The sequence below is a fragment of the Pseudooceanicola marinus genome, assembly GCF_020177265.1.
In the GTDB taxonomy this organism is placed as follows: domain Bacteria; phylum Pseudomonadota; class Alphaproteobacteria; order Rhodobacterales; family Rhodobacteraceae; genus Pseudooceanicola; species Pseudooceanicola marinus_A.
Genome location: NZ_JAIVMC010000006.1, coordinates 1 through 16219, shown reverse-complemented (window position 1 = coordinate 16219; position 16219 = coordinate 1). Strand labels below are relative to the sequence as shown.

14 protein-coding genes are annotated in these 16219 nt (G+C 67.9%); 8 read left to right on the top strand and 6 right to left on the bottom strand.

The window, feature by feature from the left end; all coding sequences use genetic code 11:
- Positions 1–2 precede the first annotated feature (2 nt).
- The 6 genes from LC066_RS10920 to LC066_RS10895 all read left to right on the top strand — a co-directional run bounded on the left by LC066_RS10920 (position 3) and on the right by LC066_RS10895 (position 4594).
- Positions 3–416, top strand: coding sequence for an ExbD/TolR family protein (locus LC066_RS10920; RefSeq protein ID WP_318246710.1), 414 nt, complete (start codon positions 3–5; stop codon positions 414–416).
- The gene (locus LC066_RS10915; protein ID WP_224898768.1) at positions 413–1417 is read left to right on the top strand and encodes an energy transducer TonB; all 1005 of its coding nucleotides are present in this window, start codon (positions 413–415) and stop codon (positions 1415–1417) included. Before LC066_RS10920 ends, LC066_RS10915 begins: the two co-directional genes overlap by 4 nt.
- A gap of 529 nt (positions 1418–1946) precedes the next feature.
- On the top strand, positions 1947–2447 hold the full coding sequence (locus LC066_RS10910) for a YbjN domain-containing protein (RefSeq protein WP_222479167.1): 501 nt from the start codon (positions 1947–1949) through the stop codon (positions 2445–2447).
- A 38-nt stretch (positions 2448–2485) separates the two neighbouring features.
- Positions 2486–3301: a pyrroline-5-carboxylate reductase gene (proC, locus tag LC066_RS10905; protein WP_224898765.1), complete on the top strand. Its 816-nt coding sequence runs from the start codon at positions 2486–2488 to the stop codon at positions 3299–3301.
- Positions 3294–3635, top strand: a complete 342-nt coding sequence (locus LC066_RS10900) for a tRNA-binding protein (RefSeq protein ID WP_224898762.1) — start codon at positions 3294–3296, stop codon at positions 3633–3635. Before proC ends, LC066_RS10900 begins: the two co-directional genes overlap by 8 nt.
- The gene (locus tag LC066_RS10895) at positions 3635–4594 is read left to right on the top strand and encodes a 2-hydroxyacid dehydrogenase (RefSeq protein WP_224898759.1); all 960 of its coding nucleotides are present in this window, start codon (positions 3635–3637) and stop codon (positions 4592–4594) included. The genes LC066_RS10900 and LC066_RS10895 overlap by 1 nt, the downstream gene beginning before the upstream one ends.
- 150 nt (positions 4595–4744) lie before the next feature.
- Here LC066_RS10895 and LC066_RS10890 read toward each other — a convergent pair whose 3' ends face one another.
- From LC066_RS10890 to LC066_RS10870, 5 genes are all read right to left on the bottom strand, one after another.
- Positions 4745–5806, bottom strand: coding sequence for an alpha/beta hydrolase (locus tag LC066_RS10890; protein ID WP_224898756.1), 1062 nt, complete (start codon positions 5804–5806; stop codon positions 4745–4747).
- 101 nt (positions 5807–5907) lie between these two features.
- Positions 5908–6495, bottom strand: a complete 588-nt coding sequence (locus tag LC066_RS10885; RefSeq protein WP_224898753.1) for a thymidine kinase — start codon at positions 6493–6495, stop codon at positions 5908–5910.
- Positions 6496–6632: 137 nt separating this feature from the next.
- Positions 6633–7112 carry a pyridoxamine 5'-phosphate oxidase family protein gene (locus LC066_RS10880; RefSeq protein ID WP_224898750.1) on the bottom strand — a complete coding sequence of 160 codons (480 nt, stop codon included), beginning with the start codon at positions 7110–7112 and terminating at the stop codon, positions 6633–6635.
- A gap of 295 nt (positions 7113–7407) precedes the next feature.
- A complete protein-coding gene (gene carB, locus LC066_RS10875) occupies positions 7408–10698 on the bottom strand; it encodes a carbamoyl-phosphate synthase large subunit (protein ID WP_224898747.1) in 3291 nt (1096 codons plus the stop codon).
- A 270-nt stretch (positions 10699–10968) separates the two neighbouring features.
- Complete coding sequence (locus LC066_RS10870; protein WP_224898744.1) at positions 10969–12252, bottom strand: SAM-dependent methyltransferase; 1284 nt, start codon at positions 12250–12252, stop codon at positions 10969–10971.
- Positions 12253–12846: 594 nt separating this feature from the next.
- On the opposite strand from LC066_RS10870, the gene aspS reads away from it, so the two are divergent.
- Together aspS and grxB are read left to right on the top strand one after the other, a co-directional pair.
- A complete protein-coding gene (aspS, locus tag LC066_RS10865; protein ID WP_224898741.1) occupies positions 12847–14628 on the top strand; it encodes an aspartate--tRNA ligase in 1782 nt (593 codons plus the stop codon).
- 215 nt (positions 14629–14843) lie between these two features.
- The gene (gene grxB, locus LC066_RS10860) at positions 14844–15473 is read left to right on the top strand and encodes a glutaredoxin 2 (protein WP_224898738.1); all 630 of its coding nucleotides are present in this window, start codon (positions 14844–14846) and stop codon (positions 15471–15473) included.
- Between the two features lie 199 nt (positions 15474–15672).
- On the opposite strand, the gene LC066_RS10855 is transcribed toward grxB, so the two are convergent.
- Positions 15673–16219 (bottom strand): electron transfer flavoprotein subunit alpha/FixB family protein (locus LC066_RS10855; RefSeq protein ID WP_224898735.1); only part of this gene is annotated, 547 nt, incomplete at its 5' end.

Here is a 16219-nt window from a genome sequence, read left to right as displayed (position 1 = left end):
CGATGGCAAAGTCGCCCATGACCATGAGCTTCACCCCGCCGCCGCGTCGGCCGAAGGGCGAAAGCATCGTGCCGATGATCAACGTGGTCTTCCTGCTGCTGATCTTCTTCCTGATGACTTCGCGCCTGGCGCCGCCGGAACCCTTCGAGGTGGAACCGCCGCGCGCCGAGGAGGGCGCCGAGGCCGTCGAAGCCCCCGTTCTCTACCTCTCGCCCGAGGGCGAGGCGGGCTTCGAGGAGGCGCGGGGCGAGGCGGCCATCGCGGCCTTCGCCACCCGGGCGCAGGCCGCGCCGGGCGGTGAGGCGCCGCAGCTGCGCGCCGATGCGCAGACGGAGGCCGCCGAGGTCGCCCGCGTGCTGAAGGCGCTGACGGAGGCGGGCCTGTCGGAGGTCTCGCTTGTGGTGGCGCCGCAATGAAACGTCTTGCCGAAGCCCTGGCCTTCGTGGCCCTGGCCGTGGGTCTGCATCTGGCCCTGGCGATCCGCGTGCCCGCGTCGGGCAGCGAATCCGGTGGTTCCGGGGGCGAGGCCATGGTCACCCTGCAGGGCGCGCCCGAAGGGATGGAGGAGATGATCCGCGCCTGGGAGACCCCGCCCGAGGCGGAGGTGGACCCCGAGGCGCCGGAGCCGGTGGAGCCCGAGCCGGTGGAGGAGATCGCCCGCCCGGTGATCGAGGAGACCCCGCCGCCCAGCATGCCCAGCCTCGATGTGGCCGAGGCCAGCACCGACACCGTCAGCGTGCCCAGCTTCGACACCGAGGTGCCCCCGCCCCCGCAGCCCCCCGAGGAGGTGCCGCAGGAGGTCCCCGAGATGCAGCCTGAGCCGGAGCCCACCCCGGCCGAGGAGCAACCCGAGGTGGTCGAGGATGAGGCGCCGGCGCTGGCCCCCGTGGCCAGCCTGCGCCCGATGACCCGCCCCGAACGCGCCGCGCCCCAGGTCGAGGCGGCCCCGCCGCCCCCGCCGGAGCCGCAACCCGCCCCCGAACCGACGCCCGAGGCGCGTCCCGCCGATCGCACCCAGCAGGCCCGCCAGGGCGGCGCGGGCGGCGTGACACAGCGCGCGGCCGGGTCCGGCGGGGCCTCGCAGGCCGGCAACGCCGGCAACGCCCAGGTGCGTACCGGCAACGCCCAGCAGGAAGCCAAGCTGCAGGCGGTCTGGGGCGCCAAGATCCGCTCGCGCATCGAGCGCCGCAAACGTTTCCCCAACGGGATGCGGGGCCAGACCGGGCGCGTGGTGATGCGCATCACCGTGGGGCGCGACGGGACGATCCTGGGCGCCTCCATCGCGCGGTCGTCGGGCCAGGCGGCCTTCGACCAGGCAGCGGTGCAGGCGGTGCAGCGGGCCGGGCGCCTGCCCTCGGCACCGAACGGGCTGACCCAGTCGAGCTATACCTTCACCCTGCCGATGGATTTCTCCTGAGCCGCCAGTCCCTGCTGTGAACATGGGTGTGGACCAGCCGCTGGTTGCAGTGCGCCTGACGCGCGATCGGTCTGTCATGTGCGACATCGACCCCTTTCTTCCGACGAACGTGCCAACGACGGTGGTGGTAGGGGCGCTGCCCCCCGTCGCGGCGGTGCCGCCACTCCCCCCTGTATAATTTCGGCAAAGAGAAGAGCGGCGCGCTCTCTAGGGTAGTGACCGCGCCGGACCTGCGGCTCGTTCGCGGGCCGTCTGGGCATTGGGCGTGCTTGGCACGCGTTTCCAGGCCGACCACCACGGGGGCGTCGCGGGCAAATCCCGGGCACCTGGGCTTCGGTCCACTTTTTGGGGTTTCCCCAGAGCTTTCCACAACAAATCGTAGTTGTCCCCAAGTTTAGGCTTTACAGAGGGTCGCCCCGGCCACACCATATCTTGTAAGGAGCGGCGGAAATCGCCCCGCTTCTAGAGCAGGCACCTAGCGCTTGGGGCGCTGCCAGCCCCTCGCGCTACCATAAAATGAGGTGGCGTCATGGCATTGTCCGAATCCTTCATTTCCGAAGAACTGCACCCGATCGACATCGTCGAAACCCTGGCCGAGCACCACGCCTGGGATTTCGACCGGATCGGCGACGACCAGATCGCCATGGCGGTCGAGGGGCAATGGCGCACCTATTCCATCACCCTGGCCTGGTCGGCCTACGACGAAACGCTGCGGCTGGTCTGCACCTTCGAGATGGAGCCGCCCGCCGAGGCGCTGCCGGGGCTGTACGAGCTGCTGAACCACGTCAACGACCAGTGCTGGGCCGGGGCCTTCACCTACTGGGCTGAGCATCAGCTGATGGTCTACCGCTACGGCCTGCTGCTGACCGGCGAACAGATGGCCAGCGCCGACCAGATCTCCACCCTGATCTCCGCCGCCGTGCTCTCGGCCGAACGCTATTACCCGGCGTTCCAGCTGAACGTCTACGGTGGCAAGTCCCCGCGCGCCGCGCTGGAGGTCGCCATTGCAGAGGCCTACGGCCGCGCGTAACACTGGCCCCCGACGCGAGATTAGCTGAAGGGGAACACATGTCCTTGGACAAGGTGGCCGAACGCGGCCTGGTGCTGCTGGGATGCGGCAAGATGGGATCCGCCATGCTGGCGGGCTGGCTGAAACGCGGTCTGCCCGCTACATCTGTCTGGGTGCTGGACCCGAAACCCTCCGACTGGCTGCAGTCGACCGGCGTGCATCTGAACGATGGCCTGCCCGAGGCGCCCGCCGTGGCGCTGATCGCGGTGAAGCCGCAGATGATGGGCGACGCCCTGCCGGGGCTCGCGGCGCTTGGCAACGGGTCGACCCTGTTCCTGTCGGTCGCCGCCGGCACGCCGATTTCGGCCTTCGAGGCGGCCTTCGGCGCCCAAAGCCCGGTGATCCGCGCCATGCCCAACACGCCCGCTGCCGTGGGCCGGGGCATCACCGCCATCATCGGCAATCCCCACACCAGCGAGGCCGACCTGGATCTGGCGGACGAGCTGCTGTCGGCCGTGGGCCAGGTGGTGCGGCTTGATGATGAAAGCCAGATCGACGCGGTCACCGGCGTATCGGGTTCCGGCCCCGCCTATGTCTTCCACCTGATCGAGACGCTGGCGGCGGCGGGCGAGGCTCAGGGCCTGGCGCCCGAGCTGGCGATGCAACTGGCCAAGGCCACCGTGGCCGGGGCCGGCGCCCTCGCCGAGGAGGCCGAGGAAGAACCGGCGCAGCTGCGGGTCAATGTGACCAGCCCGAACGGCACCACCCAGGCCGCGCTTGAGGTGCTGATGGATGAGCAGACGGGCTTCCCGCCGCTGCTGAAACGCGCGGTGAAGGCCGCCGCGGACCGGGGGCGGGAGCTGGCCAATGGCTGACGAGATCACCTTCGACGACTTCCTGAAGGTCGACATTCGCGCCGGGCGCGTGGTGCGCGCCGAACCTTTCCCGGAGGCGCGCAAGCCGGCGCTGAAGCTGTGGATCGATTTCGGCCCCGAGATCGGGGAGAAGAAGACCTCGGCCCAGATCACGGCGCATTACACGCCGGAGGCCCTGGTGGGGAAGATGGTCATGGCGGTGGTGAACTTCCCGCCGCGCCAGATCGGACCGGTGCGGTCGGAAGTGCTTACCCTGGGCGTTTCTGATGAGGCGGGCGGCGTGGTGCTGGTCACCCCCGACCAGGACGTGACCCCCGGCCAGAGGATGCACTGATGAGCAAGCGGATCCTGCTGTCCCGCCCGATGCCCCCCGGCACGATCGAGGCCGCCTCGGCGCTGTTCGACGTCGAGGTACGCGACAGCACCCGGCCCATGTCCGCCGCCGAGCTGCGCGCCGGGCTGGCGGTCTACGACGGGATGATGGTGACCCTGGGCGACCAGGTCACGGCGGAGGTCCTGCAGGATTTCGGCCGCCCGCGCTGCAAGATCCTGGCGAACTTCGGCGTTGGCTATAATCATATTGATACCGAAGCCTGCCGCTCTCACGGGGTGACGGTGACCAACACGCCAGGCGCGGTGACGGATGCCACCGCCGACGTGGCCATGACCCTGATCCTGATGGCCTCGCGCCGCGCGGGCGAGGCCGAACGGCTGGTGCGCGCGGGCCAGTGGGAAGGGTGGCACCCGACCCAGATGCTGGGCCAGCATGTCACCGGCGCCAAGCTGGGCGTGATCGGCATGGGCCGCATCGGCCAGGCCATCGCCCGGCGTTGCCACTACGGCTTCGGCATGGAGGTGGGCTATTTCAACCGCTCCGAAAAGGAGACGGAGATTCCCGCCACCCGCTACGACACGCTGGAGGAACTGGCGGCCTGGGCCGATATCGTCGTGGTCGCCACCCCGGCCAGCCCCGAGACCCATCACCTGGTAGGCCGCCCGGTCTTCAAGGCGATGCAGCCCCATGCCCGGCTGATCAACATCGCCCGCGGCGACATCGTGGACGAGACGGCGCTGATTGCCGCTCTGGAGGCGGGCGAGATCGGCGGCGTGGGTCTGGACGTCTACGAGTACGAACCGGAGGTGCCCGAGGCGCTGCTGATCCACGAGAACGCCGTGCTGCTGCCCCACCTCGGCACCGCCTGTCTTGAGGTGCGCGAGGACATGGGCGCCATGGCGGTGGAAAACCTGCGCGCCTTCTTCGCCGGTGAGGACTGCCCGAACCGGGTGAACTGACCTTCCCTCCGGGCGCGGCCCCATTTTCCCATACGCAGGCCGGAAATACTCCGGGGGAGGCCGCCGCAGGCGGACGGGGGCAGCGCCCCCCAGACCCCGTCAGTGGCCGGCTCCGACCGTGGAGGGGGCGTCTGGCTCGTCCGGCTGCGTTTAAGGGGCCACCAGAGAGCGCGACAGCGCATCGAAGATGAAGGCACCGGGCAGGCGCAGTTCCGGCGGGGCCTCCAGCTGGCGTGTGTAAAGCTCCGCCATGCGGATGTAGCGCAGGTGGCGCATCGGGTCTGCTTCCAGCTCCGATATGTCGATGATCTGGATATTGGCGCGCCGTGCGGCTTCGGCCACCAGCGGCGAGTTGGCGGGCAGGGCACCGAGGCGCGGGCGGCCCCCCGCAAGGCGCGAGGACAGGGCCAGGGCCCGGTCGTCGGGGGACGACAGGACCACCATGGGGGCGGACAGCGGCCCCACCTCCTGCATCAGCCGGATGAAGGTGAAGACATCGATGTCAGGCGCCGCCAGCACCACGTCGAGCCGCGCCAGCACGGCCTCCTGGCCCGTCAGTTTCAGCGTGCGCAGGCTTTCCATCGTCAGGAAGGCCCCCATGGAATGCCCGAAGACCATCAGCCGCCGGTTGCCGGCGGTCAGGTCGGTGATCAGGTCGGCCAGCTCCTGCCGGGAGAACAGCGCCGCCTGGCGGTCGGCCTCGTATTCCAGCGGTCGGCTGGTCGAGGGCCAGGAGAAGAGCACCGGCGCCACGCCCGCGTCGGCCTCCACCGCGATCTGCGCCAGGCGAAACAGCGCCTCCTGGAAGCGGGTGTTGTAACCGTGGATGTAAAGCCCGGCCTCTCCCTCCGGGCCCGTGCCGGCGCCCCGGGTGGCGGCGAGGAAGGCGGGACGGGTCAGCACGCCGCTGTCCAGCACCACATAGCTGCGGGCGGGATCCGGCCTGTCGCCCTCGGGGTAGGCGATCTGGGCCCCCGGCGCCTCGTCCGGTACGGCGATGTCGTAGTAGCGGTAGGTGGTGGCGAAGGCCGGCAGGTTCTCATAGCCGTTGACGGCGGCGCGGTTGCTGGCCGCGTAGACGCGGATCACGCGATCGGGATCGGCGGCCCCGGCGACCTCGGGATGGGGGATCAGCACGGCGGGGTCCGGCCGGGCCGAACAGCCGCTCAGCAGCAGACCCGCCAGGACCAGCAGGAGGACGGATCGGAGCACGGGCAGCCTGCCTTCTGTCGAAAAGCCTGAGGTCGAGAAAGCACCTCCGCCGGCCCGGGTCAACCGCGGTCGAGGTCCCCATGGGGCAGGCGGGGCGTCCCTCAGGGCGCGGCTTCGCCCATCTCCTCGCGCCAGTGGCGGCGGCAGAGCGAGACATAGGTTTCATTCCCGCCGATCTGGATCTGGGCGCCCTCGTGCAGCGCCGTGCCGTCGGCCCCGCGCCGCACCACCATGGTGGCCTTCTTGCCGCAATGGCAGATGGTGCGCACCTCGCGCATCTCGTCGGCCAGGGCCAGCAAGGCGGCGGAGCCGGGGAACAGCTCGCCGCGGAAATCGACGCGCAGGCCGTAGCACATCACCGGTATTCGCAGGTCATCCACCACCCGGGCCAGCTGCCAGACCTGGGCGCGGGTCAGGAACTGTGCCTCGTCGATGAAGACGCAGGCGAAGGGCGCGGCGGCGCGACGTGCCTCGATCCGGGCAAAGAGGTCATCCCCTTCGGCGAAGGTGTCGGCCTCGTCCCCGATGCCGATGCGCGACCCGATACGGCCTTCGCCGGCGCGATTGTCGAACTGCGCCGTCAGCAGGTAGGTGTCCATGCCGCGTTCGCGGTAGTTGTGCGAGGCTTGCAGCAGGATCGTCGACTTGCCCGCGTTCATGGTGGAGTAGTGGAAATAGAGCTTGGCCATGGCGCTAGATAGGCCGGGCGCGGGCCGGGGGGCAAGGTGGTAAACCGCCCCGCTGCGGCCTGCCTGCACGGAGGGGCGAAACACGACGGGCGCCCCAAGGGGCGCCCGCCATGCTGCTTCGCTTCGCGGCGATCGGATCAGAAGGTGATGACCTCATGCTCGCCCAGGTCGGGGGTCTTGCCGCTGGTGTGGGCACGGGCGATCTCGTAGACGAACTTCGCCCCGCCGTCGGTCATCCAGACCTCGGCATGGGAGGGGCGCAGGCACAGCAGGCGCACGTCGGGGTCGTCGCGGCCCTCCTCGAACCAGGCACCCGCCGCGCGGCTCCACAGCTCGTCCAGCTTGCCGGGCTTGTTCACCTCATGCAGCGTGCCGCGCACATCGGCGTAAAGCTTGGCACCGCTTTCCGCGATCAGGTAGTTCACGTTCCGCTTCTCGATCCCGGCCTGGTCGGCGGCAGTGCCCTTGGCGGTGATGAACCAGATCACGCCTTCCTCGGCGTCGGCGTAGTGGCTCATGGGAATGTGATGGTCGTCGCCGGTCATCAGCATGCCGGCGGTCACGTCGCCCATGCGGTCGAAGAATTTCTCTGCGGTTTCGCTGTGAAGGTCTTTCATAGGATGTCTCCCTTGCGTCTGGAGTTGCCGAACCAACGACCTGATGCGCGCAGATGTTCCGTGCCGTCTGCAGCCGCCCCTGCACCCGCGCGGAAAGGCGCGCAGATGAGGGAGGCGAGCGGGCGGGACAGACCGCGTGAGGGGCCACGAAAAACCCCCGCCGATCGCTCGGCGGGGGCTGTTCATGAGGGGCTGTGATGCCTGTCGCGTCAGATCAGCGGCACCAGGGGCACACCGCCGCAGGCCGCAAGGGCCAGAAGCGCCGCGCCTGCCGCGAGGCGGGCCAGCACGCGGGTCATTCCTGCAGCGCCGTGACCGCGATCTCGCCCTCGATCCGCGACTTCATCGCCTGGGCGGCAGCCTGGGCGCCGGCGGCGGTGGTGAAGTAGGGGATCTTGTCGTAGAGCGCGACCGAGCGGATCTCGCGGCTGTCCTCGACCGACTGGGCGCCCTCGGTGGTGTTCAGCACCAGCGAAATGCCCCCGTCCTTCAGCATGTCGACGATGTTCGGACGGCCCTCGTAGACCTTGTTCACCGTCTCGCAGGCCAGGCCCGCCTCGGTCAGCCAGTTGGCCGTGCCGCGCGTCGCCACCAGGCCGAAGCCCAGGTCGGCCAGGATCTGCGCCGCTTCCAGCATCTCCGGCGTCTTGTCCAGATCGCGGATCGAGATGAAGACGCGGCCCTCGGTCGGCAGCACGGTGCCGGCGCCCAGCTGGGCTTTCAGGAAGGCGCGGGGGAAGGTGGTGTCATAGCCCATCACCTCGCCGGTGGAGCGCATCTCCGGCCCCAGCAGGGTGTCGACGCCGGGGAAGCGGGCGAAGGGCAGCACGGCCTCTTTCACGGCGAAGCCCTCGATCTGCGGATCGACGAGGTCGAAGGACGACAGCTTCTCGCCGGCCATGACGCGCGCGGCGATCGACGCGATCGGGCTGCCCACGGCCTTGGCCACGAAGGGCACGGTGCGCGAGGCGCGCGGGTTCACCTCGATCAGGTAGATGACTTCCTTGCCGTCCTCGACCTTCACGGCGAACTGCACGTTCATCAGGCCGACCACGCCCAGCTCCAGCGCCAACGCGCGGGACTGGCGCTTCAGCTCGGCCATGACCTCATCCGACAGGGAGTAGGGGGGCAGCGAGCAGGCGCTGTCACCGGAGTGCACACCGGCCTCCTCGATGTGCTGCATGATGCCCGCCACGTGCACGTCCTCACCGTCGCAGAGCGCGTCCACGTCGATCTCGGTCGCGCCCGCCAGGTAGCTGTCCAGCAGCACAGGGCTGTCGCCCGACACCACGACGGCGTCGCGGATGTAGCGTTTCAGCCCTTCCATCTCGCGCACGATTTCCATCGCGCGGCCACCCAGCACGTAGGAGGGGCGGATGACCAGCGGGAAGCCGATTTCCTCGGCCAGGGCCAGGGCTTCCTCGTCGGAATGGGCGATGGCGTTCTTCGGCTGCTTCAGGTCCAGGCGGTTCACCAGATCCTGGAAGCGTTCGCGGTCCTCGGCCAGGTCGATGGCGTCCGGCGTGGTGCCCAGGATCGGGATCCCGGCCTCTTCCAGCGCATTGGCCAGCTTCAGCGGCGTCTGGCCGCCGAACTGCACGATCACGCCGTGCAGGGTGCCGTTGGACTGTTCCACGCGCAGGATTTCCATCACGTGTTCAAAGGTCAGCGGCTCGAAATACAGACGGTCCGAGGTGTCGTAGTCGGTCGAGACCGTCTCGGGGTTGCAGTTGACCATGACGGTTTCATAGCCCGCGTCGGTCAGGCTGAAACAGGCGTGGCAGCAGCAGTAGTCGAACTCGATCCCCTGGCCGATCCGGTTGGGACCGCCGCCGAGGATGACGACCTTCTTGCGGTCGCTGGGACGCGCCTCGCATTCCACCTCGCCCATCATCGGGGCCTCGTAGGTGGAGTACATGTAGGGGGTTTGAGCCTCGAACTCGGCGGCGCAGGTGTCGATCCGCTTGAACACGGCCGTGACGCCCAGGTTGTGCCGGGCGCGGCGTACCTGATCCTCGTCCCGGGCCGACAGCATGGCCAGGCGGGCGTCGGAGAAGCCCATCATCTTCAGATTGCGCAGGCCTTCCTCGGTCACCGGAAGACCCTTGGCAGAGACCTCGGCCTCGGCGTCGATGATCTCGCGGATGCGGGCCAGGAACCACGGGTCGAAGGCGGTGACGCCCTGGATCTCGTCATTGGTCAGCCCGTGGCGCATGGCCTGGGCGATGACGCGGATCCGGTCGGGGGTCTGCACCGACAGCGCCTTCACGATGGCGGCCTTGTCGGGGGTGTCGCCGTCGGCGCCGGGGATCTCGATCTCGTCCAGGCCGCTGAGGCCGGTTTCCATCGAGGCCAGGGCCTTCTGCAGCGATTCGTGGAAGGTCCGGCCGATGGCCATGACCTCGCCCACGGATTTCATCGCGGTGGTCAGCAGCGGCTCGGAGCCCTGGAACTTCTCGAAGGCGAAGCGCGGGATCTTGGTGACGACATAGTCGATGGTCGGCTCGAAGGAGGCGGGCGTGACCTTGGTGATGTCGTTGTCCAGCTCATCCAGGGTGTAGCCCACGGCCAGCTTCGCGGCGATCTTGGCAATCGGGAAGCCGGTGGCCTTGGAGGCCAGCGCGGAGGAGCGGCTGACGCGCGGGTTCATCTCGATCACGACCATGCGGCCGTCCTCGGGGTTGATGGCCCACTGCACGTTCGACCCGCCGGTCTCCACGCCGATCTCGCGCAGCACGGCGATCGAGGCGGCGCGCATCGCCTGGTATTCCTTGTCGGTCAGCGTCAGCGCGGGCGCCACGGTGATCGAATCGCCGGTGTGCACGCCCATCGGGTCCACGTTCTCGATCGAGCAGACGATGATGGCGTTGTCGGCGCGGTCGCGCACGACCTCCATCTCGTATTCCTTCCAGCCCAGGAGCGACTCGTCGACCAGGATCTGGCCGACGGGCGAGGCTTCCATGCCGGAGCGGCAGTAGTATTCGTAATCGTCGCGGTTGTAGGCAACGCCGCCGCCGGTGCCGCCCAGGGTGAAGGCGGGGCGGATGATCGCCGGAAGGCCGATATGTTCGAGCGCCTCCATGGCGTCCTTCATGCCGGCGGCGATGTCGCGCTTGCCGTTGTCCATCTTGGGCGAGGTCACGATGGTGGCCTTGGGGTTTTCCAGGCCGATGCGGTCCATCGCGTCGCGGAACAGCTTGCGATCTTCGGCCATTTCAATGGCATCGCGGTTGGCGCCGATCAGCTCGACCCCGAATTTCTCCAGCACGCCTTGGTCGTCGAGGGCCAGCGCGGTGTTCAGGCCGGTCTGGCCGCCCATCGTCGGCAGCAGCGCGTCGGGGCGCTCCTTCTCGATGATCTTGGCGACGACTTCGGGGGTGATCGGCTCGATGTAGGTAGCATCGGCCATGTTGGGATCGGTCATGATCGTGGCGGGGTTCGAGTTCACCAGGATCACCCGGTAGCCCTCTTCGCGCAGCGCCTTGCAGGCCTGGGCGCCCGAGTAGTCGAACTCGCAGGCCTGGCCGATGATGATGGGCCCCGCGCCGATGATCATGATGGAGTTGATATCGGTTCTTTTTGGCATGGGAGGGACCTCGTGACAGCGGACAGGGAAGGGCAAACAGCCCCGCGCAAAATTGTCTGCGTTATAGTCAGCGCGCGTTGGGGTTCAACCCCTCATCGCCATCCTGTTGACCGCGGGGAATAGCGGGCCGACGCGGGCAGGCCCGACGGGACGCCCGACGCGCGGCGGCAGGGGCGGTCTGCGTCCGCTATGGCGCAACGGGGCAGGGGGGAGTGTGGAGCGCGCCAGGCGCGAGGGAGGCGTCCCGGGCCGTGCCCGGAACGCGCGGGATCATTCGGCCGCGCGCACCGGGGCGCTGTCGCTCCGACCGGTCTCTTCCAGCGGGGCCTTCAACACGTCGGGACGGTCGGGGGTGTAGAGGTAGTCGCGCGTCAGCGGCACGGCTTCCTGGTCGCGGGCCAGCTGGAACTGGAACACCACCTGGTCGTTCATGCGGAAGGTCATCTCGCAGGCGATCAGGTAGAGGCGCCACATGCGCACGAACTGCGCATCATACAGGGCCTCGGCCTTGTCGACGTTTTCCATGAACCGGTCATACCAGTGCTTCAGCGTCTCGGCGTAGTGCAGACGCCACACCTCGACATCGGTGGTCACCAGGCGTTCCTTCTCGATGGCCGCGCTGGCCTCGGACAGGGCGGGGACGTAGCCACCGGGGAAGATGTACTTGGTGATGAAGGCCGCAGTGGTGCCTGGCGGGTCGGACCGGCCGATGGTGTGGATCAGGGCCACGCCGTCCGGCGCCAGCAGCTTCTTCACATGGCGGAAATACTCGCGGTAATGCGGCACGCCGACGTGTTCGAACATGCCGACCGAGACGATCCGGTCGAAGGTCTCTTCCACATGGCGGTAATCCTGCAGGCGGAATTCGACCTGACCTTCCAGGCCGGCGTCCTTGGCGCGCTTTACCGCGATGCCGTGCTGTTCCTTCGACAGGGTCACGCCGACGACCTGCACGCCATAATCCTTCGCCAGGGTCAGCGCCATGCCGCCCCAGCCACAGCCGATGTCCAGAACCCGCATCCCCGGCTTCAGTAGCAGCTTGCCGGCGATGTGCTGTTTCTTGGCCTCCTGGGCCTCTTCCAGCGTCATGTCCAGGCGGGGCCAGTAGCCGCAGGAATACTGACGGTCCTCGTCGAGGAACAGGTCGTAGAGCTCGCCCGACAGGTCATAGTGGTGCGCCACGTTTTCCTGCGCCTTGCCGACCGGGTTGAACTGCGCCATCCGGCGCAGCAGCTTGCGGCTGCCTGCCACCAGCTTGTGAACGGTGCCCCGATGGGCGCCTTCGCTGCGCAGGTTCAGCATGGCCAGCACGACGATGCCATAGATGTCCTCGTTCTCGATCTCCAGCCGGCCGTCCATGTAGGCCTCGCTGAAGCCCAGCTCGATGTCCGAGATCATCTTGCGCGCCAGGGCTGGGTCGTTGATCTTGACGGCCACCTCGGGCCCGTCGACGCCGGTGCCGTAGCTTTCCGTCGTGCCGTCGGCAAAGGTCACGGTCAGGCGACCCTTTCGGATCGCCCGGGCGAGGTATGCCTTGAGTAGATTTTCCCACATGTCTTTCTCTCCCTCGGAAGGGTCCAATCAGCGCGGCGGTCACAAAGGATTGGGTCACGACAGCCAGAGTGCGGGACGCGCTCAGGAAACTGCAATCGGGGCCAGGGCCCGGACCGTTCGCTTACCCCTGAACATTGGCAGGAATTCACAATAGATGTAAATGTCATGAATGCGGATGAATTGTGTATGACTGCACAAACGATTGGGCTGGGCGCGGGGTTGCTGCATTCCTGCGCAGAGCTATCGCCCGCGAGGGCGAAAACCCGGCCAGGGCAGGGTGTTGGCCCGAAATCCGCAGCACCCCCGACGCTCTGCCTGCGGCGACAGGCCGGGTCCTCCAGCGGCCGATCTTGCGGCGCGCCGGGGCGCGACGAGCCCGGCAGATCCGTCCCGCACGACCTGCTTGGGCGGTCCGGCACGGTCGCTCGAAGACTGAGGTCACATGGCCCGCAATGAGCCTGTCATCAGGGGCGCGGGGCGCCTTTGCACGCCTGTCCGACTTGACTTTCCGCGCGCTTCCGTGTGAACCGGCGCTGGCCCAAGATGCGGGGCATGCCGCGCCCCATCCAGCCCGAGAGACGAAGAGGACACGAGATGCATTCCTATCGCAGCCACACCTGCGCCGACCTGACCAAGGCCAACGTGGGCGACACCGTTCGCCTGTCCGGCTGGGTGCACCGGGTGCGAGATCACGGCGGGATCCTCTTCATCGACCTGCGCGACCACTACGGCACCACCCAGGTCCTGTGCGACCCCGACAGCGCGGCCTTCGCCGAGGTCGAGAAGGTCCGGTCCGAATGGTGCATCCGCATTGACGGCGAGGTGAAGGCCCGCGACCCCGAGCTGGTGAATCCGAAGCTGCCGACCGGTGAGATCGAGGTCTTCGTGCGCGACATCGAGGTGCTGGGCGCCTCGAAAGAACTGCCGCTGATGGTCTTCGGCGATCAGGAATACCCCGAGGAAACCCGCCTGCGCTATCGCTACCTGGATCTGCGCCGCGAGCAGATGCAGAAGAACATGGTGCTGCGCTCCGACGTGGTCAGCTCGATCCGTCGCCGCATGTGGGACCTGAAGTTCAAGGAATTCCAGACGCCGATCATCACCGCGTCCAGCCCCGAAGGCGCGCGCGACTTCCTGGTGCCCTCGCGTCTGCATCCGGGCAAGTTCTACGCGCTGCCCCAGGCCCCGCAGCAGTTCAAGCAGCTGCTGATGGTGTCGGGCTTCGACAAGTATTTCCAGATCGCGCCCTGCTTCCGCGACGAGGACCCGCGCGCCGACCGCTCGCCCACCGACTTCTACCAGCTGGACATGGAGATGTCCTTCGTCACCCAGCAGGACGTCTTCGACACGATCAGCCCCGTTCTGGCGGGGATCTTCGAGGAGTTCGGCGGCGACAAGACCGTGGATGACCCGGCGACCTGGCCGCAGATCTCCTACAAGGATGCGGCGCTGAAATACGGCTCCGACAAGCCCGATCTGCGCAACCCGATCGAGATGCAGGTCGTGTCCGAGCATTTCGCCGGCTCCGGCTTCGCGATCTTCGCCAAGCTGCTGGAGCAGGAGGGCACCGAGATCCGCGCCATCCCCGCGCCCACGGGTGGCTCGCGCAAGTTCTGCGACCGGATGAACGCCTTCGCGCAGAAGGAAGGTCTGCCCGGCATGGGCTACATCTTCTGGCGCGACAAGGACGGCGAGATGGAAGCGGCCGGCCCCCTGGCCAAGAACATCGGCCCCGAGCGGACCGAGGCGATCCGCCAGCAACTGGGCCTGGGCGTCGGCGACGCGGCCTTCTTCCTGGGTGGCAAGCCGAAGTCCTTCGAGGCCGTCGCGGGCCGCGCCCGTAACGTCATCGGCGAAGAACTGGGCCTGACCGACCAGAACCGTTTTGCCTTCGCCTGGATCGTCGATTTCCCGATCTACGAGAAGGACGAGGAAACCGGCAAGCTCGACTTCGAGCACAACCCCTTCTCCATGCCCCAGGGCGGCATGGAGGCGCTGGAGGGCGACCCGCTGGACGTGCGCGGCTACCAGTACGACCTGGCCTGCAACGGCTACGAGCTGGTCTCGGGCGCGATCCGGAACCACAAGCCGGAGATCATGTTCAAGGCCTTCGAGATCGCGGGCTACCCGAAGGAAGAAGTGCTGAAACGCTTCGGCGGCATGGTCAACGCCTTCCAGTACGGCGCGCCGCCGCACGGTGGCTGCGCGGCGGGCATCGACCGGATCGTCATGCTGCTGGCCGAGGAAAGCAATATCCGCGAGGTCATCCTCTTCCCGATGAACCAGCGCGCCGAGGACCTGATGATGGACGCCCCCTCCGAGCCGACGGCCGAACAGCTGATGGAACTGAACCTGCGGGTCATCCCGCAGGAGTGATACGGGCGCCTTCGGGCGCACACCGCGAAAGATCCGACACCCGGGCCGGCAGGCCGACAGGTCCGGGTGTTTTGCGTTCAGGCGCCAACCCGCGCATTCTTCGGGCAAAGGCAAGGGGCCGGCGCTCTCTGTGCGCCCGGGCAGGCGGCACGCCCTGTCCGGCGCAGCGCCCCGTGCTACATCGGGGAGGGCCAAGACAAAGGACGATCTCCCCGATGAAACTCTACCTCTACGACCATTGCCCCTTCTGCACCCGTGTGCGCATGCCGCTGGGTCTGAAATCCATCTCCGCCGAGGAGGTCTACCTGGCCAATGACGACGAAGAGACGCCGATCGGGATGATCGGCGCGAAGATGGTGCCGATCCTGGAGGATGCCGACGGCCACATGGCCGAAAGCCTCGACATCGTGGCGAAGCTGGACGGGCTCTCGGGCGAGCGGATGTTCGACGCCCCGCCGCAGGACGAGTTGCTGACCTGGATGCGCAACTGGGCCGAGCGGGTCAGCACCCTGGTGATCCCCTGCGCCCCCGATCCGGTCTTCCCCGAGTTCGCCACCGAAAGCGCCCGGGCCTATTTCACCGCGAAGAAGACCGCCTCCCTCGGTGATTTCGACCAACTGCGCGCCCGGACGGATGAATACATCGCCGACATGACGGACGGCCTGCGCGACCTGGTCTCGGTCCTGCCGGATGCCGCGCATCCCTCCAGCGACGACATCCACATCTTCCCGGTGCTGCGCTCGCTGACCATCGTCGACGGGCTGGAGTTCCCCGCGGAAGTGGAGGCCTACACCCGCGCCATGTCGAAAGCCTCCGGCGTGCCCCTGGTCTGGGACATGCGCTAGCATCGGCGGGGCCCCCTCGGCGCCATCGAGGCGCCTCGGCGGCGGGGGGCTCTGCGCGCCCCCGGCGCTCCGCCCGTCCCGCGCGCAGCTTTTAGGGGAGGGCAGCAGCACCGGGCCCCACATCCGGGCGCCCACGAAAAAGGCCCGCCGAGGCGGGCCTTTCCGATGTTGCGCGGCGGGAGAGAGCCCCGCCCGTCGCTCAGAGCTTTTCCAGAAGCTCGGGGACGGCGTCGAAGAGGTCGGCGACCAGGCCGTAGTCGGCGACCTGGAAGATCGGCGCCTCTTCGTCCTTGTTGATCGCCACGATGACCTTCGAGTCCTTCATCCCCGCAAGGTGCTGGATCGCCCCGGAGATGCCGACGGCCACGTAAAGCTCGGGCGCCACGACCTTGCCGGTCTGGCCGACCTGCCAGTCGTTCGGCGCAAAGCCCGAGTCGACGGCCGCGCGCGACGCGCCCACGGCGGCGCCCAGCTTGTCGGCCAGCTTCTCGATCAGCTCGAAGTTCTCTTCCGAACCGACGCCACGGCCACCCGAGACGACGATGCCGGCCGAGGTCAGCTCGGGGCGGTCGCTTTCGGCCAGCTTGTCCTCGACCCAGGACGACAGGGCCGGATCGTCGGCCGTCTCGGTGGCCTCGACCGCGGCGGATCCGCCGTCACCGGCGGCGTCGAAGGTCGAGGTGCGGAAGGTGATCACCTTCTTCGGATCCAGCGACTTGACCGTCTGCACGGCGTTGCCGGCGTAG